This is a genomic window from Streptomyces sp. NPDC048361, from assembly GCF_040651795.1.
Taxonomy (GTDB): Bacteria; Actinomycetota; Actinomycetes; order Streptomycetales; family Streptomycetaceae; genus Streptomyces.
In genome coordinates this window covers 1-25906 of sequence record NZ_JBEZKW010000021.1, presented here as the reverse complement: position 1 = coordinate 25906, position 25906 = coordinate 1, and the positions used below count along the sequence as shown (strand labels likewise).

Below are 25906 nucleotides of genomic sequence, written 5' to 3'. Positions count from 1 at the left end.
TACCGATCGGTACGCCCGGCGGCGACGTGATGGTCGACACCTCCGGTGCGTGGAGTCGGCCGGGGAGACTGGGTCCATGCGTTCGCTTCTGAGAGTGTGCGGGACGGCCGGCGTCGTCCTGATGTGTGCGGCGGGTCCGGCCCTGGCCGACGACGGCGGCTTCACCATCAAGGACCCCCGGATCAAGGAGTCCAGCGGGCTCGCCGCGAGCCGCGCCCACCCCGGCATCTACTGGACGCACAACGACAGCGGTGACGGCCCCTATGTCTACGCCGTCGACGCGAAGACGGGACAGACCGTCGCCCGGGTCACCCTGACGGGCGTGGGCCGGCCGCGCGACGTGGAGGCCATCTCGATCGGTCCCGACGGCGACCTCTACGTCGGGGACATCGGCGACAACCTGGACGGCTCCTGGAACCACGTCTGGATCTACCGCTTCCCCGAGCCCGCCGAGCTGAAGGACCAGACGGTGAAGGCGACGCAGTACGACGTCCAGTACGCCGACGGGCCGCGCAACGCCGAGGCGCTGATGGTGCACCCCAAGACCGGCCGGGTCTACATCGCCTCCAAGCGCGAGAGCGGCGGCGGCCTCTACGAGGGCCCGGCCAAGCTGTCGGCGTCCGGCACGAACGTCTTCCACCGGGTCGGCGAGGTGCCGTGGGTGACCGACGGCGCGTTCTCGCCGGACGGTACGAAGCTGGCGCTGCGGGGCTACTTCGCGCTGGCCGAGTACGCCTGGAAGGGCGGCACGGGCGACCCGCTGGGCGACTGGCACGCGGTGCCCGGCACGCCGGTGCAGGCCCAGTCGGAATCGGTGACGTACACCCCGGACGGCTCGGCCCTGATGGTCGGCTCCGAGGGCGCGGGGAGCGGCGTGGTCCGCGTCCCTCTCAAGGAGGACGGCGCCAAGTCGCCCACGGCGGGCGGACGTTCCACCGGATCGGGTGACGGTGCGGGCAACGGGAACTTTGTCGTCGGCGCGATGGTTCTTGCGCTCGCCACCGCGCTCACCCTGGGCGCGAAGCGGGTGCTGAGACGGCCGGGGAACAGCTGAGAGGTGCCGTGCCGGGGGACGGGGACGGGGGCGGGGCCGGGGCCGGGGCGTGAGGGCGGGGCCGAGGGCCCGCGGGTATGCGGTGCGGGCCCCCGGTCGTGCGGTCAGCGCGGGTCGGGGCACTCCTTCCAGGCCAGGTGGTAGATGGTCTGGATGTCGCCGTCGGTGGAGTCCATGGCGATGAAACTGTTGCTGTGCGGGTCCGAGGTGCCGGCGCCGACCCGCAGCTCGGTGTTGATGTTGAAGTTGCGCTGGACACCGCAGGGGGCCCACACCAGCTGGCCCCAGTCGGTGGTGTCGTTGGCCTGCCAGTCGTCGTTGTAGGGGCCGGTGAAGGGGTGCGTTCTGCTTGCCGTGTCCGACGAGCCCTGGAAGTAGTACGAGGCCTTCTGGGTCGCGCTCGCGCCGCTCTCCAGGTGGGCGAAGCCGCGGTAGTCGGCGCTCGCGACGGCGTAGGTGAAGCCCGACGGGACGTGCACGATCAGGTTGAGCTGGCAGTTCTTGCGGAAGTCGGTCGGCTTGGCACCGGCGCCCACCTGGGCCAGGTACTGGCTGTACGTGACGGTGAAGGCGGTGTTGTCGGGCGAGACGGCGACCGCGGCGGTGCCGATGGGACAGCCGGAGCCGTTGACGGTCGCGATCTCGATGACGATCTTGTCGGGCGGGGCGGTGATGCCGGTCGCGGCGGGCGCGGCCTGCGTGAAGAGCGACGAGGCGAGGAAGGCCGCGGTCGCGGCGCCTGCGAGAAGTGCACCGGGCATGAGGTGATGCTCCGATCGGGGGTCGGTGGCCTTGCGGAACGTGGGGAGTCCAGCCGCATGCCCATGCCGTCGTGGATGCCGGCGCGGAGGTTGTCGTGGATGCCGACGTGGATGTCGTTGCGCGCGACATAGTTGAGACATGAACATGTCAAACCTGCGGATCGGTCCGGCCGTGGTGCGGAGCGTGCCGGATCGCTTTGGATGGTAGGGAGCAACTCCCTTGCGGAATAGGGCGGTTATCGGCCGCGGCGGCCGGGGTGGCTGCCGCCGTACGCACGAGGGCCCGGCACCTCGACGGTGCCGGGCCCTCGGACGCGTACGCGCGGGTGACTACGCGCCGATGCTCAGAGCTGCTCGATGACGTAGTCGACGCAGGCCGTCAGGGCCTGGACGTCGGCCGGGTCGATCGCCGGGAACATCGCGACGCGCAGCTGGTTGCGGCCGAGCTTGCGGTACGGCTCGGTGTCGACGATGCCGTTGGCGCGCAGCGCCTTGGCGATCGCGGCGGCGTCGATACCGTCCGCGAAGTCGATCGTGCCGATGACCTGCGAGCGCTTCGCGGGGTCGGTGACGAACGGGGTGGCGTGCTTGGAGTCCTCGGCCCAGCCGTACAGGGCGCTCGACGATGCCGCGGTGCGCGCCGTCGACCACGTGAGACCGCCCTGGCCGTTGATCCACTTCAGCTGCTCGTTGAGCAGGAACAGGGTGGACAGGGCGGGCGTGTTGTACGTCTGGTTCTTCAGCGAGTTGTCGATCGCGGTCGGCAGCGAGAAGAACTCCGGGACGTGACGGCCGCTCGCGTGGATGCGCTGGGCGCGCTCCAGGGCGGCCGGCGAGAACACCGCGAGCCACAGGCCGCCGTCGGAGGCGAACGACTTCTGCGGGGCGAAGTAGTAGACGTCCGTCTCGGTGATGTCGACGGGCAGGCCGCCGGCGCCGGAGGTCGCGTCCACCAGGACGAGGGCACCCTCGTCGGCGCCGGCCACGCGCTTGATCGGTGCGGCGACACCGGTCGAGGTCTCGTTGTGCGTGAACGCGTACACGTCCACACCCGCCTCGGCCTTCGGGTCCGGGTGGGTGCCCGGGTCGCTGCTGATGACGGTCGGCTCGGCCAGCCACGGCGCCAGCTTGGCGGCCTTGGCGAACTTGGAGGAGAACTCGCCGAAGTTCAGGTGCTGCGACTTGGTGTCGATCAGGCCGTGCGTCGCCACGTCCCAGAACGCGGTGGAGCCACCGTTGCCCAGGATCACCTCGTAGCCCTCGGGCAGGGAGAAGAGGTCGGCCACGCCCTGGCGCACCTCGCCGACCAGGTTCTTGACCGGGGCCTGGCGGTGGGAGGTGCCGAGCAGGGAGGTGCCGGTGGCGGCCAGGGCGTCCAGCGCCTCGGTACGCACCTTGGAGGGGCCCGCGCCGAAACGGCCGTCGGCGGGCTTCATGTCAGCGGGAATCTGGATCTCAGCCACGGTCGCGAGCGTAGCCGGTCCCGGTGTGTCCGGGGTGCCGGGTCCGCCCGGTGAGACGGCCCCCACACCCCCTTCCCCGGGGCTCCGCCCCGGACCCCGGTTCGCGCGCCCGTGGGCGGACCCGGGTCAGGACAGGTGGACCGGGAGGTCGAAGAGGTCGTTCTGGGTGACTATCGGCTTGTTGCGGAGGGCGGACGCCGGGACCGCGAGCCGCAGGGAGGGGAAGCGGGCGTACAGGGCCGGCAGGGCCACCCCCGCCTCCAGGCGGGACAGCGCCGCCCCGGGGCAGACGTGCGGGCCGTGACCGAAGGAGATGTGCCGGTTCGGCGTGCGGGTCACGTCGAAGTCACCCGCCGACGGCCCGTGCTGTGCCTCGTCGCGGCCTATCGCGCCGAAGGAGACGATCAGGGCCTCACCGGCCGGCAGGACACGGTCGCCCACCGCGACATCCTCCGTCGCGAAGCGGAACAGGACGTGCGAGGTCGGCGTCGACCAGCGCAGGGTCTCCTCGATCACGTTCTCCCACGAAACCGCCCCGTCGAGGACCAGCTTGCGCTGCTCGGGGTGGGTCTCCAGGGCGACCACCGCGTTCACGATGAGGCTGATCGTGGTCTCGTGGCCCGCCGCGATCATCAGCTGGAGGGTGTTGGTGATCTCCTCCGTGGTGAGATGGTCGCCGTCCTCGGACGCGGCGATCAGCGCACTCGTCAGGTCGTCGCCCTGCCCGCCCCGCTTCGATTCGACGATCCGCGCGAACAGCTCCCCGAGGTCCGCCATCATCTGCGGCACCTCCTCCGGCGGTGTCTGCGTGGAGAAGAACTTCTCGAAGAGGCTTTTCAGGCGCGGGTGGTCGGCGGCGTCCACGCCCATCAGCTCACTGACCACGTTCATGGGCAGCGGGTAGGCGAACTCCGCCTTCAGGTCCACCACTTCGCCGGCAGGCCGCGCCGCGAGCCGGTCGAGCATCGACGTCGTCAGCGACTCGATGCCCGCCCGCAGCCGCTCCACCCGCCGCACCGTCAGCGCCTGCGCGACCAGGGTGCGCAGCCGGCGGTGCTCCTCGCCGTCGACGGTCAGCATCGAGCGGCCCGGGTTGGCGAGCCCGATCAGCGGCCAGTCCAGCGGAATCTCGCCGCGCCGCCAGGCGCCCCAGCTGTCGATGTCCTTCACCAGACGCGGGTCGGTCAGCAGCGCCCGGGCCTCCGCGTGGTGCGTCACCGAGTAGCAGCCCACCCCGCCGGGCAGCACGACCCGTACCAGCGGACCCGCCGCGCGCAGCGCCGCGCTCTCCGCGTCGAGGTCGGCGACGAACGGGTCGAGGGTGAGGGCCCCGTCGTGGTCCACGGGGCACTGCGACGGTCTGCTCGGCCGGCTGCTCATCTGGCTGCTCATCTGGCTGCTCCAAGGGCGGGAGTGGGAGTGAACGTGACGGGAAGCTCGGTCAGGCCGCGCAGCCACGGTGACGGGCGGCGGGTCAACTGCCCGGCGGAGAGCGGAAGATCGACGTCTGGCAGCCGGTCGAGCAGCACCTCGATGCCGGTCCGCGCGATGACCTCGGCGACCTCCTGCGCGGGGAAGGGACAGCGGTGCTCGCCGTGCCCGAACGAGAAGAACGCACTGTTGCCGCCGGTCAGCGCGCCCGCGTCGATCCGTATCTGCGGGTCGCCGTTGGCCGCCGCGAGCCCGAGCAGCAGCAGGTCGCCCGCGCGGATGTGCTGCCCGCCCAGGCGCGTGTCGCGGGCGGCCCAGCGGCCCGCCACGTTCTGCGTGGGCGTGTCCTCCCACAGCACCTCGTTCATCGCCTCACCGACGCTGTGCCGCCCGCCGGCGAGCGAGGCCGCGAACCGGTCGTCGGTGAGCATCAGACGCAGCGAGTTGCCGATCCAGTCGGCGGTGGGCTGGTGACCGGCGGCCATCATCACCATCAGGTCCTGGCCGACCTCCTCGACGGTGAAGCCGTACGGGTTGGCGAGCATCCGCGACGCCACGTCCTCGCCCGGCTCGACCTGCTTGGCGTTGAGCAGCGCGTACATCGACTCGGCGAGATGGCGCTGCCCCTCAAGGGCGCCCTCCCGGCCGTTGATCATGTCGTTCATCGCGGTGACCAGGCCCGGGCCCTGCTCGTCGGCGAACCCGTACAGCTTCGCCAGGACCCGCACCGGCAGGAGCATCGCGTACTGGCCGACGATGTCGCAGCTGCCCGTCCCGCACAGCGCGTCGATGAGCTCGTCCGCGAACCGCTCGGCGTGGCTGCGCAGTTCGAACGGATCGACGGCTTCGAGCGCCTCGGAGACCATCGCCGCGCGCTCGCGGTGACGCTCGCCGACGGTGTAGAGGATCGACGGCTGCTTGCGGCCGATCATCGGCAGGAGCGGCCAGTCGGCGGGGATGCGGTCCCACTGGTTCCACAGGTCGGAGTCGCGCGAGAACAGCATCGGGTCGCTGGTGACCTGGTGCAGCTCGCGGTAGCCGAGCACCAGCCACGCCGGCACGTCGCCGTCGAGGACGACGGGCGCCACCGCGCCGTGGTCGCGCCGCATGTCGCGGTAGAGCGCGTTCGGCTCGGTCTGGAAGCGGGGGCCGCTCAGCGGGACGGGGGCGGGGATCGGGCACGTCACGGTATGAGCTCCGGTGCTTGTCGCAGGCGTGCGAGATGTTCTACGAGAGTGATCAGTACGGTCTTGCTCGACTCGCGGGCGCGGGCGTCGCAGCGCAGCAGCGGCACCTCGGGCGGCAGGTCGAGCGCCTCACGGACCTGCGCCTCGGTGTGCGCGGGCCCGCCGAAGTCGTTGCACGCCACGACGAACGGCGTGCCGTGGTGCTCCAGACGGTCGATGGCGTACCAGGAGTCCGCGAGGCGCCGGGTGTCGACGAGGACGACCGCGCCGAGCGTGCCCGCGAACAGCCGGTCCCACAGGAACCAGAACCGCTCCTGGCCGGGCGCGCCGAACAAGTACAGGACGTTGCGCGCGTCCAGGGTGATGCGGCCGAAGTCGAAGGCGACGGTGGTGGCCGACTTCGTGCCGACGCCGTTCAGGTCGTCGACCGCCTCGCCCGCCTTGGTCATGGTCTCCTCGGTGTTCAGCGGACGGATCTCGCTGACCGAGCGCACCATGGTCGTCTTTCCGACGCCGAAACCTCCGACGACGACGATTTTGAGGCCATTGTCCGCGGTCCCCGCCAGGGCGGGCCGTTCAGAGATTTCGGAGGCCAACGAGCACCTGCTCCAGGATGTCGGAATCGGGAAGGCGGTGGGTGGAGCGCGGATGGCGGGCGCTGATGCGGCCGGTGTCGTGCAGATCGGCGAGCAGAATGCGCACCACCGTCACGGGCAGGCCGAGTTCCGCGGCGATCTCCACGACCGCGGTCGGGAAGCGGCACATGGTGAGGATCGCCGCGTGCTCGGACTGCATGCCGGGCACCGGGTCGGACTCGGTGACCACCAGGGTGACCAGGTCGAAGGCGGCCGAACCGGAGCGGCTGCGTCCGCCGGTGAGTGTGTAGAGCCGGTCCGGCGAGTCGTCCCGGCCCGGCCGGCTCATGCCCGCGGCTCGGCGCTGAGGTACTCGCCGAGCTGCTCCACCAGCTCGGACATGTTGTGTCCGACGAGCCCGGCGTCCGCGTCCTCGGCGGCGACCACCGCGAGGTGCGCGCCCTCACCGGCCTCGACGATGAAGAGGATGCCGCCGTAGAACTCCGCCATCGCGGAGCGCACCCCGCCGGAGCCGTCGCCGAACTCCATGGACGCCCCGTGGGAGAGGCTCTGGATGCCCGCGGCGATCGCGGCGAGCTGGTCGGCCTGGTCGACGGAGAGCTCCGGGGTGCGGCACAGCTTGAGTCCGTCGCGGGAGAGCACCAGGCCGTGGCGGGCCCCCGGGGTGCGCTGGAGGAGGTTCTCCAGAAGCCAGTTGAGCTTCTCGTCGGTCGTGGTGCCGGTCATTCTGTGGTGCCTTCCGGGGTGGGGGACTTCGCGCGTACGGCCTGGCGGAAGCTGCTGAAGCGGGCGGCGGCGTCCGACGCCGCGGCGGTCGTGGCACGGGCCGGCGCCGCCGGGGCGTCGGGCCCCTCGGGGTGCGCCGCGGCCAGCGCCCGGCCCCGCTTGCGCTTGGGCAGCCCGCTCTCGCCGAACTGCGGGAACTCGCCACTGGTTTCACTCGGGGATCCGGATCCGGATGTCTCACCGCGGGACCCGGACGCGGGGTCCGGACCGGCGGGATCCGCGGCCGTCTCGTGGACGGCCTCCGGCTCGCCGGCCGCGGCCGTCACCAGGGGCCCGCGCGCCGGCTCCCGTACGGGCAGTTCCGGTGCGGCGGACTCCGGTGCGGCGGGTTCGGGTGCGGCGGGTTCGGGTGCCGACGGCTCCGCCGCCTTCAGGTCCTGCGGTACGTCGACGATGGACGCGGCCGTGGCCGGCACCTGACCGGGCGCCGCCGTGGCATGGGAGACCAACTCGTGCGGCAGCAGCATCAGCGCGCCCGTGCCGCCGCGCGCGGACGGCCGGAACGACACCGTCAGGCCGTGCTTGCGGGCCAGACGCCCGACGACCGCGAGGCCGAGCCGGGTTCCGGAGAGCCCCGCGAGGTCCGAGGACTGCCCGGACACGGCCTGCTCGGCGCGGCGCTGCTGCACCTCGCTCATGACCAGCCCGCTGTCCTCGACCGTGATGATCACCCCGGCCGGCACCTCTTCCACGTACACATGGACCTCGGCGGTCGGCGGCGAGAAGTTGGCCGCGTTGTCGAGGAGTTCGGCCAGCGCGTGCATGACGCCCTCGGCGGCGTGCCCGGCGACGGCCGCGTCGCTGGTGGAGTGGAGCCGCACGCGCTGGTAGCCGCCGATGCGGCCCATGGCGCCGCGCAGGATCGACTCCATGACGATCGGCCGCGACCAGCGGCGGCCCGAACGCGCCCCGGTCAGCACGGCGATGGAGTCCGCGAGCCGGCCCGCCTGCGCGGTGCGGTGGTCGAGGTGGAGGAGGTCGCCGAGCACGTCCTCGTCGGCGTGCCGGTGCTCCATGTCGCGCAGGTCGGCGAGCATGCCGGTGGCCAGCGCCTGCATGCGGCCGGCCGCGTTGGCGGTGGCGGCGAGCGCCGCGGCACGGGCCGACTCGGCGCGGCGCAGTTCGGCGGCGTGGGCCGCGATCAGCGCCTTGCGCTCGGCGGAATGCGCGGCGTCCAGCCGTACCGCGTCGGCGCTGCGCCGGGCGGCGTTGGCCTCCTGGGCGGCGATCTGGGCGTTGAGCGCGGTGAGCCGGTCACGCAGGACACGGCCCCGCAGCACGGTGTACGTCATGGCGTACGCGCCGGCGCTCAGCAGGGCCGCCGCGGCTCCGAGGCTCCAGCCGACCAGGGCGCGGGAGGCGGGCGTGGCCGAGACCACCGCCGCCGTGCAGAACGCGCCGGTGACCACCGCGGTGATCAGCAGGGCCGACGCGGAGGGGCGGGTGGGAGAGGGCGACGCCTTCATTGATCAATGCCTTACAGCGCTTATGGCGGGCGAAGGGGTGGTCGGGGGCAGCACGGGTGGAAGGTCGGGTTCCTGTTCCACGGGGGAACGCGGGGCAACTATAGGAGAGTTGGTGATCGAATTGGATAGTTCTTGGTGAACATTCCCGCTCATTGGGACCGTTGACCAGACACATTAAGGTCATCTGGGCGGTTTCAGGACACGGCATCCGTGACGTTGTGTCAAATCCGTTCTGTGGGACGCTGGGGGCATCCTGGGCCCATGGCAGATGGTGCGAACGGCGCGGGAGCGGGACGAAAGCGCGGCGGGGAGCTTGGCGCGGGCTCTGGCGGAGAGCTCGGTGCGGAGCTCGGCCCGGGCTCCGGTGCGGGCTTCGGGGCGGAGTTGGGCGGAACGCCCGGTCAAGCGCCCGGTCAAGCGCCCGGTCAAGGGCTCGGTCAAGAGCTCGGTGCGGAGCTCGGCGAGGAACTGTCCCGTGTCGTGCGCGGCCGGGTGGACCTCGGGGTCACCGCCCGCGCCCTGACGACGATGGACGCCTCCAACTACCGCCGGGTCCCGCTGGGTGTGGTCGCCCCGCGCGACGCCGACGACGTGGCGGCCGTCCTCGCCGTCTGCCGGACGTACGGGGTGCCGGTCGTGCCGCGCGGCGGCGGCACCTCCATCGCCGGGCAGGCCACCGGCACCGGGATCGTGCTCGACTTCACCCGCTTCATGCGCTCGCTCGTCTCCGTCGACGCCGAGTCGCGAACAGCCGTCGTGCAGCCGGGACTTGTCCTCGATACGCTCAGGGAAGCAGCCGCACCCCACGGGCTGACCTTCGGACCCGACCCGTCGACGCACAGCCGGTGCACGCTCGGCGGGATGATCGGCAACAACGCGTGCGGGGCGCATTCGGTGGCCTGGGGGACGACAGCTGACAATGTTCGTGATCTGACAGTCGTCGGCGCGCGGGGCGACCGGTACCGCCTGGCGCGCGGGTGGGAAAATTCGATCACGCCTGTTGGACTACGCGATGTTGTCAGCCGTCATCTGTCCATCCTGCGCACCGGCTACCCCCAGGACCTGCCGCGCCGCATCTCCGGCTACGCCGTGGACGCCCTGCTCCCCGAGCGCGGCGCCGACCTGGCGCGGGCGTTCTGCGGCAGCGAGGGAACGCTCGGCGTGGTCACCGAGGCCACCGTTCGTCTCGTGGCGCCGCCGCCCGCCCGCGCCCTCGCGGTGCTCGGCCACCCCGACGAGAGCGCGGCCGCCGAGGCGGCGCCCGCCCTGCTGCCGTACCGGCCGCTGACCGTCGAGGGCATGGCCGCCGATCTCGTACGGGTACGGGGCGGGGCGGGTCTGCCGCGCGGCGGGGCCTGGCTGTTCGTCGAGGTGGGCGGCGCCGATGAGCGCCAAGCGCGTTCTCGGGCAGGAGAGTTGGCGAAGGTGAGCGGCGCCCTCGATGCCGCCGTGGTGAGCGATCCGGCCGGGATGCGCGCGCTGTGGCGGCTCCGCGAGGACGCCGCCGGTACCGCGACGCGCATGCCCGACGGCACCGAGGCATGGCCGGGATGGGAGGACTGCGCGGTGCCGCCGGCCCGGCTCGGCGCGTACCTGCGGGAGTTCCGCTCCCTGCTGGCCTCGTACGGGCTGCGCGGCGCGCCGTACGGGCACTTCGGGGACGGCTGTGTCCACGTCCGCATCGACTTCGACCTCGTGACCCGCGACGGCGTCGGCCGCTTCCGGGCGTTCTCCGAAGACCTCGCCGCGCTCGTCGTGGCACACGGCGGCTCGCTCAGCGGCGAACACGGCGACGGGCAGGCCCGCGCGGAGCTGCTCCCCGCGATGTACGGGCCCGAACTGGTCGCTGTGTTCGCCGAGTTCAAGGATGTGTGGGACCCGGACGGGCTGCTCAATCCGGGCATTCTCGTGCGGCCCGCCCGGCTCGACGAGAACCTGCGCTTCGAGGTGCTGCCGAAGCGTGGCGCGGTGGACGTCGCGTTCGGGTACCCGCACGACGGGGGCGACTTCTCGGCGGCGGTGAGCCGGTGCGTGGGCGTCGCCAAATGCCGTACGCAACACGGCGGTTCGGAGTCGGTGATGTGTCCGTCCTTCCGGGCGACCGGCGAGGAGGAGCACTCCACGCGGGGCCGGGCGCGGCTGCTGCACGAGATGCTGGCCGGTGAGGTGGTCACCGGCGGGTGGCGCTCGCGGGAGGTGCGCGACGCGCTCGACCTGTGCCTGTCCTGCAAGGGCTGCCGCAGCGACTGCCCGGTCGGCGTGGACATGGCCACGTACAAGGCGGAGTTCCTGCACCACCACTACGCGGGGCGCCGCCGCCCGGCCGCGCACTACGCCCTGGGCCGGCTGCCCGAGTGGCTGCGGCTCGCGGCGCCCTTTGCCCGCCCGCTCAACGCGGCGGCCCGGGTCCGCCCACTCGCGGCGCTGGCGAAACGGCTCGCGGGGATCGCACCGGAGCGAGCGATTCCGCGGCTGGCGGTGCGGACGTTTCGGGCGGGGACGGGGGAGTTGGGGGCGGAGGGGGAGCTGGGGGGCCTCGGGACGACGGGGGACCCGGGGCAGCTGAGGGAATCGGGGGTCGTGCTGTGGCCGGACACGTTCACCAGGTATCTCTCCCCGGAGGTGGGCCGGGCGGCGCTACGGGTGTTCACGGACGCGGGAATCGCGGCACAGGTGCCGTTCGGGCGGCTCTGCTGTGGCCTCACCTATGTGTCCACCGGGCAGCTGGACCGTGCGAAGACGGTGCTGCGCCGCACGCTCGACGTCATCGAGCCGTACCTGTCCGATCCGGCCCGCCCCGTCGTCGTACTCGAACCGAGCTGCGCGGCCGCCCTGCGCACGGACCTGCCGGACCTGCTCCCCGCCGACCCGCGGGCGGCCCGCCTCGCCGCCTCGGTACGTACCTTCGCCGAGGCCGTCGAGGAGTGCGCCCCCCACTGGGCGCCGCCGCGCCTGGACCGCCCGGTGGCCGGGCAGACCCACTGCCACCAGCACGCGGTCCTCGGTGACGCCGCCGAACGCCGCCTGCGCGAGAAGGCCGGCCTGATGGGCGAGCTCAGCGGAGGGTGCTGCGGGCTCGCCGGGAACTTCGGGTTCGAGCGCGGGCACTGGGAAGTCTCGCTGGCCTGCGCGGAGGACCAGCTGCTCCCCGCGGTACGGGCCGCCGCACCCGGCACGGACATCCTGGCCGACGGCTACTCCTGCCGTACGCAACTCGCGCAGTTGACGGGCCGGCGGGCCAGGCACCTGGCGGAGGTCCTCGCGGAGGGGCTGGGGCAGGGGCTCGGGCTGGGGGAGGGGCCTGGGGAGGGGCAGGGGGAGGGCTCCGCGGGGGGCTGCTCTGCGGGAGGCTCCGCGGGGAGCTCCCCGGGGGCTCAGTAGGGGACTTCGCGGCGAGGCCGGGGGGTCAGGGATGGACAGCCCCAGAGCCGCTTACATTGGATGGACGGGTTCATTCCGCTTGCCCGGGTGGTGGCCGCGCGAAAACGCTTGCGGCGCATGGGCGGGGTACAGAATACTGAATCTACTGGTCCAATGTGGTGAACCGAGAGTGGCAAGGGAGAGGTGAGCGCCGGTGAATCCGGTCAGGGGTGCGGGTGCGGCGGAGCCGGTCGCGGCGGCCGCCGTCGCCGTACCGGAGGCTGCCGGTGTGCCGGCGGGTGCGGGTGCGGGTGCGGGTGCGGGTGCGCTCGGCGAGGGGACGCGGGGGCCGGGCCTCGGTGGGCGCCGGGCCGCGTTCGGGTCCGTGGCGCTGGTGGTGTCGGGCGGCATATCGGTGCAGTTCGGTGCCGCCGTGGCGGTGACGCTGATGCCGCGGGCCGGGGCGGCCGGAGTCGTGACGCTGCGGCTCGTCGCGGCGGCGCTCGTCCTGCTGCTGGTGTGCCGGCCCAAGCTGCGGGGGCATTCACGGGCGGACTGGGGCACGGTCGTCGTGTTCGGCGTCGCCATGGCCGGCATGAACGGCCTCTTCTATCAGGCCGTCGACCGCATCCCGCTCGGTGTCGCCGTCACCCTGGAGGTGCTGGGCCCGCTGGCCCTGTCGGTCTTCGCCTCGCGCCGCCTGGTCAACGTCCTGTGGGCGGGGCTCGCCCTGGCCGGCGTCGTCCTGCTCGGCGGGGGCGGCTTCAGCAGCCTGGACCTGGTCGGCGTGGCGTACGCGCTGGCGGCGGGCGTCTGCTGGGCGTTGTACATCCTGTTCAGCGCGCGTACGGGGCGGAGGTTCCCCCAGGCCGACGGGCTCGCCCTCGCGATGGCGGTCGGGGCGATCGTGTTCCTGCCGATCGGCATCGCGCAGGCCGGGGGCGCGCTGGTCGTGCCCTCCACGATGGCGCTGGGCGCGGCGGTGGCGGTGCTGTCCTCGGTGCTGCCCTACACCCTGGAACTCCTTGCCCTGCGCCGCCTGCCCGCGTCTACCTTCGCGATCCTGATGAGCCTTGAGCCCGCGATTGCGGCGGCGGCGGGGTTCCTGATCCTGAACCAGGCGCTGTCCTGGCCCCAGGCGCTGGCGATCGGGCTGGTGATCGGGGCGAGTATGGGGGCGGTGCGGACGCAAATCCGGGCGGTCTCGGGTTAGCTCCCTGGCTGGGCGGGGGGCTCCCCTTGCCGGGGGCGGTTGCCCACTCACTCACCCGTGCGGCTACTTGATGGTGCGGCTACCTGGGGCTCCGCCCCGGACCCCGTTCGCGCCTGAAGCGCTTGTCCTCAAACTCCCCCAAGGCCTTAAGGGCCAGGGGGGACCCCCATGACAGGCTGAGGTTGCCCATGCTGGCCGGCACCGAGTAATTGGGGGCGCGGGGAACTGCGCGGCCGGCCCCCACCGGGCCCGCACCCGAAAGCCGGGCCTCCAGGGCTCCGCCCCGGACCCCGTTCGCGCCTTGAGGGCGCTCGTCCTCAATCTCCCCCAAGGCCTTAGGGGCCAGGGGCCCCATGACGCGCCGGCTATGCCGCGCGGGCCGCACCGAGTACCTCAGGGGCGGGGACCGCGCCACCCGCCACCCGCGGCCCGCACACCGCGCCACCCGCCACCCGCGGCGCACACCGCGCCACCCGCGGCGCACACCGCGCCACCCGCCACCCGCGGCGCACACCGCGCCACCCGCCATCCGGGGCCCGCGGCCCGCGGCCCGCACAGCGAAGCCGACCTGGCCCGCGGCCCCCGTACCCGGGGTCGTTCAGTCGCCCTGGCCCGCGCTTCCCATCGGGCCCACCTTCACCTGGGAGCCGCCGTCCTCCGTGACGGGGAGCGACGCGGCGCCCGGCCACGGCAGCGTGGCCGGCTTGGTCTCTCCGGGCGGGGTCACCACCAGGCCCGTGATGCGCACGCCCGAGCCGCCCGAGTCGTTGGCCGGGTAAGTGATGCCGAAGTAGACCGACTTACCGTGCTTGAGGGTGTAGGGCGTGGCCGGCGCACCCGTGCGCTTGGCCGACACCGTGCCCGAGTTGGTCTTCAGGTCGACGCCCGCGAAGCCCGACACCATGCAGTCGTGGCCACTGGAGTTCATGAACTCCACGGCCACGGTGCGCTCCGCGTCACCACCGACCGTCGCGTCCTTGGCCGTGATGTTCAGGTCGAGAGTGCGGCACTTGGCGACCCCCTTGGCGCTCCCGCCGGACCCGCTGGAACCGGCCCCGGCCGACGTGGCCTTGCCGCCGGTGCTGCCCGTGCCGCTGGACCCGCCGGTTCCGCCCGTGTTCTTGCCGCTGCCCTGGTCCGTGCCCGTACCCGAGCCGGAATCGGAACCACCGCCCGCGGACGATGCGTTGGAGGCGGCGGGCGGGTCGCTCTGCGTGGAGCCGTCGTCACTCTGGCACGCCGTGAGCGAGAGACCCGCGGCAACGGCCAGGGCGGCGAAGGTGAGCTTGCGAACGCGCATCGATTCTTCCTCAGCATCGGTGGGAGTGCGGGCCGCTCGGCACGGGGAGGTGTGGTTCGGTACGAGCGAGCGCTTGTGCTCAACAGGACCACACGGACCGGCGAACCGTTCCTGCCGCCCGCCGCCCAAGACATTCCTGTTACCGGCACAGCCACCCCATAGACGCCGGTTGCCGGGCGTGGCGGCGGTTGCGCCCTCCTCCCGCGCCAACTGCCCCACTCCACCCGCTGGGACAGAGCCGTGACCCGGTGGATCTTGACGGTTGCCGCCGGATCCCGTCCATGGCCGGAAAATACATGCAAGCACGCTTGCTTGTTTCAGGCCCTGCTGCCATGCTCCGGGGCACACCCGCTGTCCGCTGCCTTGGAGGGGAGCGCACCGTGTCCGAACCGGCCGGCCCGACCGACGCCGTGCTCGATGTCCTTGACGACCTGCGTGCCGAGGGTGGTGAACTCGACGTCCTGATCGGCGAGTTGAGCCCCGCACAGTGGGGCACCGCCACCGCGGCCCCCGGCTGGACCATCGCCCATCAGGTCGCCCACCTCGCCTGGACCGACACCGCCGCCCTGCTCGCCGTCACCGACCCCGACGCCTTCGCGGCCGAGGTCGAGAAGGCGGCCGCGGCGCCGGACTCCTTCGTGGATGACGGAGCCGAGGCCGGCGCCCTGCTGCCGCCCGCCGAACTGCTCTCCTGGTGGCGGGACAGCCGCATACAGCTCCAGGACGCGTTGCGGGCGGCGCCCGCCGGAGCGCGGTTCCCCTGGTACGGGCCGCCCATGTCCACCGCGTCGATGGCCACCGGCCGCCTCATGGAGACCTGGGCGCACGGCCAGGACGTGTTCGACGCCCTGGGCCGCACCCGCAAGCCCACCGACCGGCTCCGCCACGTCGCCCGCATCGGCGTCCGCGCCCGTAACTATGCTTTTGCCGTACGGGGGTTGGCGGCGCCCGGTGAGGAGTTCCGGGTCGAGCTGACCGCCCCGGACGGTGCCGGCGTGTGGGCTTACGGGCCCGAGCATGCCCAACAGCGGGTCACCGGGCCGGCGTTGGACTTCTGCCTCCTCGTCACCCAGCGGCTGCACCGCGACGACACCGCAGTGACCGCCGAAGGCGCCGACGCCGACCGCTGGCTCGACATCGCCCAGGCCTTCGCCGGCCCCGCAGGACCCGGCCGCCCGCCCCGAGTCGAGCCTCCCGCCGACTCCCACTCCGCCCCCGGCCGCCCGCCCCGCGCCGCCCGCGGAGAGGCGGCCTCGTGAACCAGGGCGGCCGTGCCCTGCGGATCGGCAACGCCTCCGGGTTCTACGGCGACCGCTTCGACGCCCTGCGCGAGATGCTCACCGGCGGCCCCCTCGACGTCCTCACCGGCGACTACCTCGCCGAACTCACCCTGCTCATCCTCGGCCGCGACCGGCTGCGCGACCCACGGCTCGGGTACGCCAAGACGTTCCTGAGGCAGCTGGAGGAGTGCCTCGGGCTCGCACGGGAGCGCGGCGTGCGGATCGTCACCAACGCCGGCGGCCTCAACCCGGCCAGACTGGCCGACGCCATACGGGAGTTGAGCGACCGGGTCGGCGTTCCCGTACGGGTCGGCCATGTCGAGGGGGATGCCCTGCCGCTGCCCGAAGGGGCGCTCACCGCCAACGCCTACCTCGGCGGCGGTGGTATCGCGGCCTGCCTGCGCGGCGGGGCGGACATCGTCGTCACCGGCCGTGTCACCGACGCGGCCCTCGTCACCGGGCCGGCCGCGTGGTGGTTCGACTGGGGGCCCGAGCAGTACGACGCGCTCGCGGGCGCGGTGATCGCCGGGCACATCCTGGAATGCGGCACCCAGGCCACCGGCGGCAACTACGCCTTCTTCACGGAGTTCACGCCCGGCGCCCTCGCCCGGCCCGGCTTTCCGCTCGCCGAGATCCACGCCGACGGCACCAGCGTCATCACCAAGCACCCCGGCACCGGGGGCGTCGTCGACGTCGGTACGGTCACCGCGCAGCTCCTCTACGAGACGACCGGCGCGCGGTACGCGGGGCCCGACGTCACGGCGCGGCTCGACACCGTACGGCTCGACCAGGACGGGCCCGACCGGGTACGCGTCACCGGCGTGCGGGGCGAAGCGCCGCCACCCACCCTCAAGGCGGGCGTCACCCGCATCGGCGGGTGGCGCAACGAGGTCGTGTTCGTGCTGACCGGGCTCGACGTGGAGGCGAAGGCCGCACTGGTGCGGGGGCAGATCGAGGACGCGTTCGCCCGCGCCAAGTCCTGCCCTGCGCAGGTGCGTTGGGATCTGTCCCGTACGGACCAGGCGGACGCGGCGAGCGAGGAGGCGGCCAGTGCGCTGCTGCGGCTCGTCGTACGGGACTCCGACCCGGAGGCGGTCGGCCGCGTGGTGAGCGGGGCCGCCATCGAGCTGGCACTCGGCAGCTACCCCGGCTTCCACGTCACGGCTCCGCCGGGAAAAGGGGCGCCCTACGGGGTGTTCTCGGCCCAGTACGTCGACGCGGGCGAGGTGGAACATGTGGCCGTACTGCCCGACGGGTCACGGGAGTTGATACCCCGGGCGCCGCGCACCGTGTCTCTCGGGCCCGTGTCCGAGCCCGTCCTCGCCCCGTTCGGCGTCCCGGGACCCACGCGGCGGGTTCCGCTGGGGACGCTGGTGGGGGCTCGCAGTGGGGACAAGGGCGGGGATGTGAACGTGGGGTTGTGGGCCCGCTCGGAGGAGGTCTGGGCGTGGATGGGTCACGCCCTGAGCGTGGACGCGCTGAGGGAACTCCTGCCGGAGGTGAGGGAGTTGGCTCTGACTCGGCACGTGCTGCCGAACCTGCGGGCGCTGAACTTCGTGGTGGAGGGGTTGTTGGGGGAGGGGGTCGCTTCGCAGGCGCGGTTCGATCCTCAGGGCAAGGGGGTGGGGGAGTGGTTGCGGGCGAGGGTGGTGGAGGTCCCGGTTGAGTTGGTGTGAGTTTCCCTTCCCCACCCCGCACCTTCCCCGCCCCGCCCCGCCGCAGGCGCCCGTGACATCCACGGCGCCCGTGACATCCACGGCGCCCACGACGTCCGCGACGTCCACGCCGCCCACGGTGCCCGCGACGCGTCCACAGCGCCCACGTCCCGCACCACCTCACCCCACCAAGACCAAGGAGCCCCATGCCCACCCTCCCCACCGCGCTCGACCCGACCTCCCCCGAATTCCGGCAGGCCGCCGCGGCCATGCGGGGCAAGCTCGCCGAGCTGGAGGGGGAGCATGCCAAAGCGCTCGCGGGGGGAGGCGAGAAGTACACCCAGCGCCACCGGCGCCGCGGCAAACTGCTGCCCCGTGAGCGCATCGAGCTGCTGCTCGACCCGGACACGCCCTTCCTGGAGCTGTCCCCGCTCGCCGCCTGGGGCAGCGACTACCCCGTCGGCGCCTCCATGGTCACCGGCATCGGGACCGTCGAGGGCGTCGAGTGCCTGATCACCGCCAACGACCCCACCGTCCGCGGCGGCGCCTCCAACCCGTGGACGCTCAGGAAGGCCCTGCGCGCCAACGAGATCGCGTACACCAACCGCCTGCCCTGCATCAGCCTCGTCGAGTCCGGCGGGGCCGACCTCCCCTCCCAGAAGGAGATCTTCATCCCGGGCGGTGCGATCTTCCGGGACATCACCCGGCTCTCCGCGGCCGGCATCCCCACCATCGCCGTCGTGTTCGGCAACTCCACCGCGGGCGGGGCGTACATCCCCGGCATGTCCGACCACACCGTCATGATCAAAGAGCGGTCCAAGGTGTTTCTCGGCGGCCCGCCGCTGGTCAGGATGGCGACCGGCGAGGAGAGCGACGACGAGTCGCTGGGCGGCGCCGAGATGCACGCCCGTACCTCCGGCCTCGCCGATCACTTCGCCGTCGACGAGCCCGACGCGATCCGCCAGGCCCGCCGTATCGTCGCCCGCCTCAACCACCGCAAGGCGCACCCGGATCCGGCGGGGATCGCCGAGCCGCCGAAGTACGACGAGGAAGAACTGCTTGGCGTCGTCCCCGAGGACCTCAAGACCCCCTTCGACCCGCGTGAGGTCATCGCCCGGATCGTCGACGCGTCGGACTTCGACGAGTTCAAGCCGCTGTACGGGACCAGCCTGGTCACCGGCTGGGCCGAGCTGCACGGCTACCCCGTCGGCATCCTCGCCAACGCGCAGGGCGTGCTGTTCTCCGCCGAGTCGCAGAAGGCCGCACAGTTCATCCAGCTCGCCAACCAGCGCGACATCCCGCTGCTCTTCCTGCACAACACCACCGGCTACATGGTCGGCAGGGAGTACGAGCAGGGCGGCATCATCAAGCACGGCGCGATGATGATCAACGCGGTGTCCAATTCCCGGGTGCCGCATCTGTCCGTCCTGGTCGGGGCCTCCTACGGCGCCGGGCACTACGGCATGTGCGGACGCGCCTACGACCCCCGCTTCCTGTTCGCCTGGCCCAGTGCCAAGTCCGCGGTGATGGGGCCGCAGCAGCTCGCCGGGGTCCTGTCGATCGTGGCCCGCGCCTCCGCGCAGGCCAAGGGGCAGCCGTACGACGACGACGCGGACGCGGCGCTCCGCGCGATGGTGGAGCAGCAGATCGAGGCGGAGTCGCTGCCGATGTTCCTGTCCGGGCGGCTGTACGACGACGGCGTCATCGACCCCCGTGACACCCGGACCGTCCTCGGGCTGTGCCTGTCGGCGATCCACACCGCTCCCGTCGAAGGCGCCCGCGGCGGCTTCGGCGTCTTCCGGATGTGAGGGCACATGACCGAGCCGAGGGCCATGACCGAGTCGAGGGCCATGACCGTGTCGAGGGCTATGAGGGAGTCGCAGGCCGCGACCGAGCCGAGGGCCGCGACCGAGTCGCAGACCACGACCGAACCGCGAGCCATGATCAACTCCGTACTCGTCGCCAACCGGGGCGAGATAGCCTGCCGGGTCTTCCGTACCTGCCGTGAGCTGGGCATCGCCACCGTAGCCGTGTTCTCGGACGCCGACGCGGGCGCCCTGCACGTACGCGAGGCCGACACCGCGGTGCGGCTGCCGGGGGCCACGCCCGGCGAGACGTATCTGCGCGGTGACCTCGTAGTCGAGGCGGCGCTCGCCGCGGGCGCCGACGCCGTGCACCCGGGGTACGGGTTCCTCTCCGAGAACGCCGGGTTCGCGCGCGCCGTCACCGAGGCCGGGCTCACCTGGATCGGGCCGCCCCCGGAGGCCATTGAGGCGATGGCGTCCAAGACCCGCGCCAAGGAGCTCATGGGGCTGCCGCCGCTGAGCCTCGACACAGTCGGCGAGGAGGATCTTCCACTGCTCATCAAGGCATCCGCGGGCGGCGGCGGACGAGGTATGCGCATTGTTCGTCAACTGACCGACATCAAAAGCCAGTTGTTGTCAGCGCGCGCCGAGGCGCTCAGTGCCTTCGGTGACGACGACGTTTTCGTCGAGCCCTACATCGAGGGCGGACGCCACGTCGAGGTGCAGATCCTCGCCGATGCCCACGGCACGGTCTGGGTGCTGGGCACCCGCGACTGTTCCCTCCAGCGCCGCCACCAGAAGGTCATCGAGGAGGCCCCGGCGCCCGGCCTCACCCCCGAGACCGCCACCGAACTGCACACCCTCGCCGTGCGGGCCGCGAAGGCCACCGACTACCGGGGCGCGGGCACAGTGGAGTTCCTGGTAGCCGACCATACCGTCCACTTCCTGGAGATGAACACCCGTCTCCAGGTCGAACACCCCGTCACCGAGGCCGTGTTCGGCGTCGACCTGGTCGCGCTCCAGCTCCGTGTCGCCGAGGGCGAAGCCCTCCCGCCGGCCCCGCCCGAGCCGCACGGCCACGCCATCGAGGCCCGTCTGTACGCCGAGGACCCGGCCGACGGCTGGGCCCCGGGGACGGGCACGGTGCACCGGCTGGCCGTCGACGGGGTGCGGTTCGACCGCGGATACGCCGACGGCGACACCGTTTCCGTGCACTACGACTCGCTGCTCGCCAAAGCCGTCGCCCACGCCCCGACCCGCGCCGAGGCGGCCCGCATGCTGTCCGGCGCTCTGGAGCGCGCCCGCGTCCACGGTCCGGCCACCAACCGGGACTTGCTCGTGCGCTCCCTGCGCCACCCGGAGTTCACCGAAGGGCCCGCCGACGCGGGGGGCCGACTCGACACCGGGTTCTACGACCGTAACCTCGCCGAGCTGACCGCGCCGGCGCCCGGCGCGCACCATGCCGCGCTCGCCGCCGCCCTCGCCGACGCGAGCGCCCGGGCCGGACGGTTCGGCGGCGGCTGGCGCAACGTACCCTCGCAGCCGCAGGTCAAGCGGTACGGCGACCACGTGGTCCGCTACCGGCTCACCCGGCACGGCCTCGAAGCGGACGGCCACCCCGGGGTGCGTCTGAAGGCCGCCGAGCCCGGACGCGTACGGCTTGAAGTCGACGGCGTACAGCGGGAGTTCGCGGTGCATCGCTACGGCGGCACCGTGTACGTCGACTCCGCGTCGGGATGTCACACCTTCACCGTCCACCCCCGCTTCACCGACCCCGGCGATCTCGTCGCGCCCGGCTCGCTGTTCGCCCCCATGCCGGGGGTCGTGGTGCGGATCGCCGACGGGGTCGAGGAGGGCTGCCGCGTCGACGCGGGGCAGCCGCTGCTCTGGCTGGAGGCCATGAAAATGGAGCACCGCGTCATCGCTCCGGCCTCCGGCACGCTCACCGCGCTCCACGCCGCCCCCGGCCGTCAGGTCGAGGTAGGTGCCCTGCTCGCCGTAGTCGCATCGGAGGACGAAGTCGTATGACCGGTGTCATCGAAAGCCAGGAGAACAAGGATCTGCGGGCCGCGGTCGCCGCACTCGGCGCCCGGCACGGACGCGGTTTCGACCGCGCGGCCCTGTGGTCGGAGGCGGCCAAGCTCGGCTACCTCGGTGTGAACCTGCCCGCCGAGCACGGCGGCGGGGGCCGCGGCATGGCCGAACTGTCCATCGTGCTGGAGGAGTTGGGGGCGGCGGGCTGTCCGCTCCTGATGATGGTGGTCTCGCCCGCCATCTGCGGCACGGTCATCGCGCGCTTCGGCACCGAGGAGCAGAAGCGCACCTGGCTGCCGGGGCTCGCCGACGGGACGCTGACGATGGCGTTCGGCATCACGGAGCCCGATGCCGGTTCCAACTCGCACCGCATCACCACCACCGCGCGGCGCGACGGCGACGGCTGGGTCCTCACCGGGCGCAAGGTCTTCATCTCCGGCGTGGACATAGCCGACGCGACCCTCATCGTGGGACGCACCGAGGACGCACGGACCGGCAGTCTCAAGCCCTGCCTGTTCATCGTTCCGCGCGACACCCCGGGCTTTGGGCGCTCGCAGATCGACATGGAACTCCAGACGGCGGAGAAGCAGTTCGAGCTGGTCCTCGACGAGGTGCGGCTGCCCGCCGCTTCGCTGGTCGGCGACGAGGACGCCGGGCTGCTCCAGCTCTTCGCCGGGCTCAACCCCGAGCGGATCATGACGGCCGCGTTCGCGATCGGCATGGGGCGTTACGCTCTCGCCACCGCCGTGGACTACGCCACGACCCGCCAGGTGTGGAAGCAGCCCATCGGCGGCCACCAGGCCATCGCCCACCCGCTCGCCCAGGCCCACATCGAGCTCGAACTGGCCCGTCTGATGATGCAGAGGGCGGCCGCGCTGTACGACGCGGGCGACGACACCGGGGCGGGCGAGGCCGCCAACATGGCGAAGTACGCGGCCGCCGAAGCCTGCGTGAAGGCCGTCGACCAGGCCGTTCACACCCTGGGCGGCAACGGCCTGACCCGCGAGTACGGCCTGGCTCAGCTCATCACCGCCGCCCGGGTCGCCAGGATCGCGCCGGTCAGCCGCGAGATGATCCTCAACTACGTCTCCCACCAGTCCCTGGGCCTTCCCAAGTCGTACTAGACGTACTAGGAGACCCCCATGGACATGGATTCCCCCGACCTGTCTGCTCCCGCCGGCTCCTCCGCCGTCCCGGCCTCCCCTGCGCCGCGCGTCTTGCGCAGCGAGTACGCCGATGTGGCCGTCCTCGACGAACCCATCCACGAGGCGGTCCTCGCCCGCTCGACCGCCTCGTTCCCCGACGCCGTCGCCCTCATCGACGGCGCCGACCCGAGCGCCACGACCGCGCTCACGTACGGTCAACTCGACGTGCAGCACCGGAGGTTGGCGCGCAAGCTGGTCCGTTCCGGGCTGCGCAAAGGCGATGTGCTCGCCCTGCACAGCCCCAACTCGACTCTCTACCCGGTCGTGTTCTACGGGGCGACGCGCGCCGGGGCGGCCGTCACGACCGTCCATCCGCTGTGCACGGCCGAGGAGTTCGCCAAGCAGCTGCACGACTCACGGGCCCGGTGGATCGTCACGCTGTCGCCACTCCTCGCGACCGCCCGCCGGGCCGCCGAACTCGTCGGCGGCATCGAGGAGATCTTCGTCTGCGACCGCGCCGATGGGCACCGCTCGATCGTCCACGACCTGCTGAACGACGACGCCCCCGAGCCCGTCGCGATCCCCGAGCCGGCCGTCCCGATCGACCCCGCCGAGGACATCGCCGTCCTGCCGTACTCCTCCGGCACCACCGGCGTCCCCAAGGGCGTCATGCTCACCCACCGCAGCATCGCCACCAACCTCGCACAGCTGCATCCGCTGGTACCAATGGTGCCCGGCGACCGCATTCTCGCGGTGCTGCCGTTCTTCCACATCTACGGCATGACCGCGCTCCTCAACGCGCCCCTGCGGGCCGGCGCCACCGTCGTCGTGCTGCCGCGCTTCGACCTCGACCAGTTCCTGCGCGCGATCGAGAAGCACCGCATCACCGGCCTGTACGTCGCCCCACCCATCGTGCTCGCCCTCGCCAAGCATCCAGCGGTCACGCGGTACGACCTGTCCAGCCTCGAATACGTCATGAGCGCGGCGGCGCCGCTCGACTCCCGCCTGGCGCAGGCCTGTTCGGACCGGCTGGGGCTGCCTCCGGTGCGGCAGGCGTACGGCATGACCGAGCTGTCGCCCGGCACCCATGTCGTACCGCTGGCCACCCCGAACCCGCCCGCCGGCGCGGTCGGCAAGCTGCTGCCCTCCACCGAGATGCGCATCCTGCGCCTCGACGACCCGGCCCGTGACGCCGGGCTCGGCGAGGAGGGCGAGATAGCGATCCGCGGCCCGCAGGTCATGAAGGGCTACCTCGGCCGGCCCGAGGCGACCGCCGAGCTGATCGACGCGGACGGCTGGGTGCACACCGGCGATGTGGGGCGCGTCGACGAGAACGGCTGGCTGTACGTGGTCGACCGGGTCAAGGAACTCATCAAGTACAAGGGGTTCCAGGTCGCCCCCGCCGATCTGGAGGCGCTCCTGCTCACCCACCCCGCCGTCGCGGACGCCGCCGTCATCGGCGTCGTCGACGCGGACGGCAACGAGGTGCCCAAGGCCTTCGTGGTGCGCAGGCCGGACGCGCCGGACCTGGGCGCGGACGACGTGATGGCGTACGTCGCCGAACGCGTCGCCCCGTACAAGAAGGTCCGCCGCGTCGCGTTCATCGAGGCCGTGCCCCGGGCCGCGTCCGGCAAGATTCTGCGGCGCGAGCTGCGACAACGGGAGAGCCGGGACAGTGGGGAGAGTCGGGAGTCACGAGAGACGCGACACGCGCGACAGGCGCGAGAGAAGGGTGACGCGTGACAGTCGTCAGGGCCGCCCACGAGCGGGGCATCACCACCCTCGCCCTCGACTCGCCCGCCAACCGCAACGCGCTCTCCAAGGCGCTCGTCGCCGAGCTGTCCGCGGAGCTCGCGCGGTGTGCGGGTGACCCGGAGGTACGGGCCGTGCTGCTCAGCCACACCGGCGGCACGTTCTGCGCGGGCGCCGACCTGAAGGCGCCGCCCGACCCGGAGGCCTTCGTCGCCCTGATGCGTGCCGTGGTCGGGCTTCCCAAGCCGGTCGTGGCCCGGGTGACGGGACATGTCCGGGCAGGTGGGCTCGGGCTCCTCGCGGCGTGCGACATCGCGGTGGCGGGGCCGGACTCGTCGTACGCGTTCACCGAGGTGCGGCTCGGCCTCGCGCCCGCGGTGATCTCCCTGCCGGTTCTTCCGCGCATGGACCCGCGCGCGGCGAGCCGCTACTACCTCACGGGGGAGCGGTTCGACGTGGCGGAGGCGGCCCGCACGGGCCTGATCACGGTCGCCGCGGACGACGTGGACGCGGCGCTCGAACCGGTTCTCGACGGGTTGCGCAGGTCGTCGCCCGGGGGCCTGGCCGCATCGAAGGCTCTGGTCACGGCTACCGTGACGGAGGCCTTCGACCGCTGGTCGAAGGAGCTGACCGCCCGCTCGGCGTCCCTCTTCGCCTCCGCCGAGGCGCGGGAGGGAGTGACGGCCTTCCTCGAACGACGGGACCCCGCATGGGTGTTGTGACCCCACCGACGACGCCACCGCAGCCCGCACACGAGTCGTCCCCCGACGCCCCGTCGACGACCGCGCCGAAGTCCGCGGCGGCGACTGCGCAGAAGTCCGCGGCGGCGACCGCACCGAAGTCCGCGCCGAAGGCTCCGAAGCAGGACCGGAGCCGGGCCACCCGGCAGCGTCTGCTCGAAGCCGCGGTCTCCTGTCTGGCCGAGCACGGCTGGACGGGCTCCACGGTGTCGGTGGTCGCCGAGCGCGCCGGAGTCTCGCGGGGCGCCGCCCAGCACCACTTCCCGACCCGTGAGGACCTGTTCACGGCGGCCGTCGAGTACGTCGCCGAGCAGCGTTCGAGTGCGCTGCGCGCCCTGGACCGCAGGGACCGCCGCGAGGTCGTGGCGGCCCTCGTCGGGCTGTACACCGGTCCGCTGTTCCGGGCCGCGCTCCACCTGTGGGTCGCCGCGTCCAACGAGCCCCAGCTGCACGCGCGGGTGACCGAGCTGGAGGCGAGGGTGGGCCGCGAATCGCACCGGATCGCGGTGGAACTGCTCGCCGCCGACGAGTCCGTACCGGGTGTCCGGGAGACGGTGCAGGGCTTCCTCGACATGGCGCGCGGCCTTGGCCTGGCCAATGTGCTCACCGATGACGCGGCGCGCAGGGAGCGGGTCGTGGCGCAGTGGGCGGTGCTCCTGGACGAGGCGCTGCGCTAGGGGGTGTCTGACGGATCACCAGGCACCCCCTGAGCGCGCCGTCGGAGCCGGGCGCACGAAAACGGCCGGCCCCGGGTGACCCGGGGCCGGCCGTCGACCGGGGTTGTCAGCTGCCGGAGGCGCCGTTGCCGGAGAGCACCGGGATGTCGTCCAGGATGTGCGACAGGGCCTCGTCGCGCTTGGCCTGGGTGGAGTTCTCGG

General features: G+C 72.5%; 20 protein-coding genes and 1 pseudogene. 11 read left to right on the top strand and 10 right to left on the bottom strand.

Annotation, left to right across the window (positions count from 1 at the left end; genetic code table 11):
- Positions 1-76: 76 nt before the first annotated feature.
- Entirely contained in the window at positions 77-1054 is a 978-nt protein-coding gene (locus AB0D31_RS14755; RefSeq protein WP_362721975.1) for a WD40 repeat domain-containing protein, read from the top strand.
- 104 nt (positions 1055-1158) lie between these two features.
- On the opposite strand, the gene AB0D31_RS14750 is transcribed toward AB0D31_RS14755, so the two are convergent.
- From AB0D31_RS14750 to AB0D31_RS14715, 8 genes are all read right to left on the bottom strand, one after another.
- A complete protein-coding gene (locus AB0D31_RS14750) occupies positions 1159-1815 on the bottom strand; it encodes a DUF4360 domain-containing protein (RefSeq protein ID WP_362721972.1) in 657 nt (218 codons plus the stop codon).
- A 344-nt stretch (positions 1816-2159) separates the two neighbouring features.
- A complete protein-coding gene (serC, locus tag AB0D31_RS14745) occupies positions 2160-3278 on the bottom strand; it encodes a phosphoserine transaminase (protein WP_362721969.1) in 1119 nt (372 codons plus the stop codon).
- A gap of 126 nt (positions 3279-3404) precedes the next feature.
- Positions 3405-4658, bottom strand: coding sequence for a cytochrome P450 (locus tag AB0D31_RS14740; protein ID WP_362722156.1), 1254 nt, complete (start codon positions 4656-4658; stop codon positions 3405-3407).
- Positions 4659-4666: 8 nt separating this feature from the next.
- The gene (locus AB0D31_RS14735; protein WP_362721966.1) at positions 4667-5896 is read right to left on the bottom strand and encodes a cytochrome P450; all 1230 of its coding nucleotides are present in this window, start codon (positions 5894-5896) and stop codon (positions 4667-4669) included.
- Complete coding sequence (locus AB0D31_RS14730; protein WP_362721963.1) at positions 5893-6492, bottom strand: ATP/GTP-binding protein; 600 nt, start codon at positions 6490-6492, stop codon at positions 5893-5895. The genes AB0D31_RS14735 and AB0D31_RS14730 overlap by 4 nt, the downstream gene beginning before the upstream one ends.
- Positions 6473-6820, bottom strand: a complete 348-nt coding sequence (locus AB0D31_RS14725; protein ID WP_362721961.1) for a DUF742 domain-containing protein — start codon at positions 6818-6820, stop codon at positions 6473-6475. Before AB0D31_RS14725 ends, AB0D31_RS14730 begins: the two co-directional genes overlap by 20 nt.
- A complete protein-coding gene (locus AB0D31_RS14720; protein WP_362721959.1) occupies positions 6817-7218 on the bottom strand; it encodes a roadblock/LC7 domain-containing protein in 402 nt (133 codons plus the stop codon). Before AB0D31_RS14720 ends, AB0D31_RS14725 begins: the two co-directional genes overlap by 4 nt.
- Positions 7215-8744: an ATP-binding protein gene (locus AB0D31_RS14715; protein WP_362721956.1), complete on the bottom strand. Its 1530-nt coding sequence runs from the start codon at positions 8742-8744 to the stop codon at positions 7215-7217. Before AB0D31_RS14715 ends, AB0D31_RS14720 begins: the two co-directional genes overlap by 4 nt.
- A 261-nt stretch (positions 8745-9005) precedes the next feature.
- Between AB0D31_RS14715 and AB0D31_RS14710 the strand changes: the two genes are divergently transcribed.
- Together AB0D31_RS14710 and AB0D31_RS14705 are read left to right on the top strand one after the other, a co-directional pair.
- Entirely contained in the window at positions 9006-12125 is a 3120-nt protein-coding gene (locus AB0D31_RS14710) for an FAD-binding and (Fe-S)-binding domain-containing protein (protein WP_362721953.1), read from the top strand.
- Between the two features lie 193 nt (positions 12126-12318).
- The gene (locus tag AB0D31_RS14705; RefSeq protein ID WP_362721950.1) at positions 12319-13317 is read left to right on the top strand and encodes an EamA family transporter; all 999 of its coding nucleotides are present in this window, start codon (positions 12319-12321) and stop codon (positions 13315-13317) included.
- 598 nt (positions 13318-13915) lie between these two features.
- Here AB0D31_RS14705 and AB0D31_RS14700 read toward each other — a convergent pair.
- Positions 13916-14617 carry a DUF4232 domain-containing protein gene (locus tag AB0D31_RS14700; RefSeq protein WP_362721948.1) on the bottom strand — a complete coding sequence of 234 codons (702 nt, stop codon included), beginning with the start codon at positions 14615-14617 and terminating at the stop codon, positions 13916-13918.
- Positions 14618-14997: 380 nt separating this feature from the next.
- On the opposite strand from AB0D31_RS14700, the gene AB0D31_RS14695 reads away from it, so the two are divergent.
- From AB0D31_RS14695 to AB0D31_RS14660, 8 genes are all read left to right on the top strand, one after another.
- Positions 14998-15876 (top strand): TIGR03084 family metal-binding protein, encoded by an 879-nt coding sequence (locus AB0D31_RS14695; protein ID WP_362721945.1) that lies wholly within the window; start codon positions 14998-15000, stop codon positions 15874-15876.
- Positions 15873-17573: an acyclic terpene utilization AtuA family protein gene (locus AB0D31_RS14690; RefSeq protein WP_362721942.1), complete on the top strand. Its 1701-nt coding sequence runs from the start codon at positions 15873-15875 to the stop codon at positions 17571-17573. The genes AB0D31_RS14695 and AB0D31_RS14690 overlap by 4 nt, the downstream gene beginning before the upstream one ends.
- Positions 17574-17758: 185 nt before the next feature.
- Positions 17759-19360, top strand: a complete 1602-nt coding sequence (locus AB0D31_RS14685) for a carboxyl transferase domain-containing protein (RefSeq protein WP_362721939.1) — start codon at positions 17759-17761, stop codon at positions 19358-19360.
- Between the two features lie 132 nt (positions 19361-19492).
- Positions 19493-21385 (top strand): biotin carboxylase N-terminal domain-containing protein, encoded by a 1893-nt coding sequence (locus AB0D31_RS14680; protein WP_362722154.1) that lies wholly within the window; start codon positions 19493-19495, stop codon positions 21383-21385.
- A complete protein-coding gene (locus AB0D31_RS14675; RefSeq protein WP_362721936.1) occupies positions 21382-22515 on the top strand; it encodes an acyl-CoA dehydrogenase family protein in 1134 nt (377 codons plus the stop codon). The genes AB0D31_RS14680 and AB0D31_RS14675 overlap by 4 nt, the downstream gene beginning before the upstream one ends.
- Before the next feature lie 24 nt (positions 22516-22539).
- On the top strand, positions 22540-24279 hold the full coding sequence (locus tag AB0D31_RS14670) for a 4-coumarate--CoA ligase family protein (RefSeq protein ID WP_362722151.1): 1740 nt from the start codon (positions 22540-22542) through the stop codon (positions 24277-24279).
- A complete protein-coding gene (locus tag AB0D31_RS14665) occupies positions 24276-25010 on the top strand; it encodes an enoyl-CoA hydratase family protein (protein WP_362721933.1) in 735 nt (244 codons plus the stop codon). Before AB0D31_RS14670 ends, AB0D31_RS14665 begins: the two co-directional genes overlap by 4 nt.
- Positions 24998-25705, top strand: a complete 708-nt coding sequence (locus tag AB0D31_RS14660) for a TetR/AcrR family transcriptional regulator (protein WP_362721931.1) — start codon at positions 24998-25000, stop codon at positions 25703-25705. The genes AB0D31_RS14665 and AB0D31_RS14660 overlap by 13 nt, the downstream gene beginning before the upstream one ends.
- Before the next feature lie 106 nt (positions 25706-25811).
- Here the strand turns inward: AB0D31_RS14660 and AB0D31_RS14655 are convergent.
- Positions 25812-25906: pseudogene (locus AB0D31_RS14655) on the bottom strand (RdlA protein); the annotation flags it as partial.

What these genes read in the sequence shown, in the direction of transcription:
- AB0D31_RS14755 (WP_362721975.1), top strand. Translation starts at nt 77, where the DNA reads ATGCGTTCGCTTCTGAGAGTGTGCGGGACGGCCGGCGTCGTCCTGATG.
- AB0D31_RS14750 (WP_362721972.1), bottom strand. Translation starts at nt 1,815, where the DNA reads ATGCCCGGTGCACTTCTCGCAGGCGCCGCGACCGCGGCCTTCCTCGCC.
- AB0D31_RS14740 (WP_362722156.1), bottom strand. Translation starts at nt 4,658, where the DNA reads ATGAGCAGCCGGCCGAGCAGACCGTCGCAGTGCCCCGTGGACCACGAC.
- AB0D31_RS14725 (WP_362721961.1), bottom strand. Translation starts at nt 6,820, where the DNA reads ATGAGCCGGCCGGGCCGGGACGACTCGCCGGACCGGCTCTACACACTC.
- AB0D31_RS14720 (WP_362721959.1), bottom strand. Translation starts at nt 7,218, where the DNA reads ATGACCGGCACCACGACCGACGAGAAGCTCAACTGGCTTCTGGAGAAC.
- AB0D31_RS14715 (WP_362721956.1), bottom strand. Translation starts at nt 8,744, where the DNA reads ATGAAGGCGTCGCCCTCTCCCACCCGCCCCTCCGCGTCGGCCCTGCTG.
- AB0D31_RS14710 (WP_362721953.1), top strand. Translation starts at nt 9,006, where the DNA reads ATGGCAGATGGTGCGAACGGCGCGGGAGCGGGACGAAAGCGCGGCGGG.
- AB0D31_RS14700 (WP_362721948.1), bottom strand. Translation starts at nt 14,617, where the DNA reads ATGCGCGTTCGCAAGCTCACCTTCGCCGCCCTGGCCGTTGCCGCGGGT.
- AB0D31_RS14685 (WP_362721939.1), top strand. Translation starts at nt 17,759, where the DNA reads ATGCCCACCCTCCCCACCGCGCTCGACCCGACCTCCCCCGAATTCCGG.
- AB0D31_RS14680 (WP_362722154.1), top strand. Translation starts at nt 19,493, where the DNA reads ATGATCAACTCCGTACTCGTCGCCAACCGGGGCGAGATAGCCTGCCGG.
- AB0D31_RS14675 (WP_362721936.1), top strand. Translation starts at nt 21,382, where the DNA reads ATGACCGGTGTCATCGAAAGCCAGGAGAACAAGGATCTGCGGGCCGCG.
- AB0D31_RS14670 (WP_362722151.1), top strand. Translation starts at nt 22,540, where the DNA reads ATGGATTCCCCCGACCTGTCTGCTCCCGCCGGCTCCTCCGCCGTCCCG.
- AB0D31_RS14660 (WP_362721931.1), top strand. Translation starts at nt 24,998, where the DNA reads ATGGGTGTTGTGACCCCACCGACGACGCCACCGCAGCCCGCACACGAG.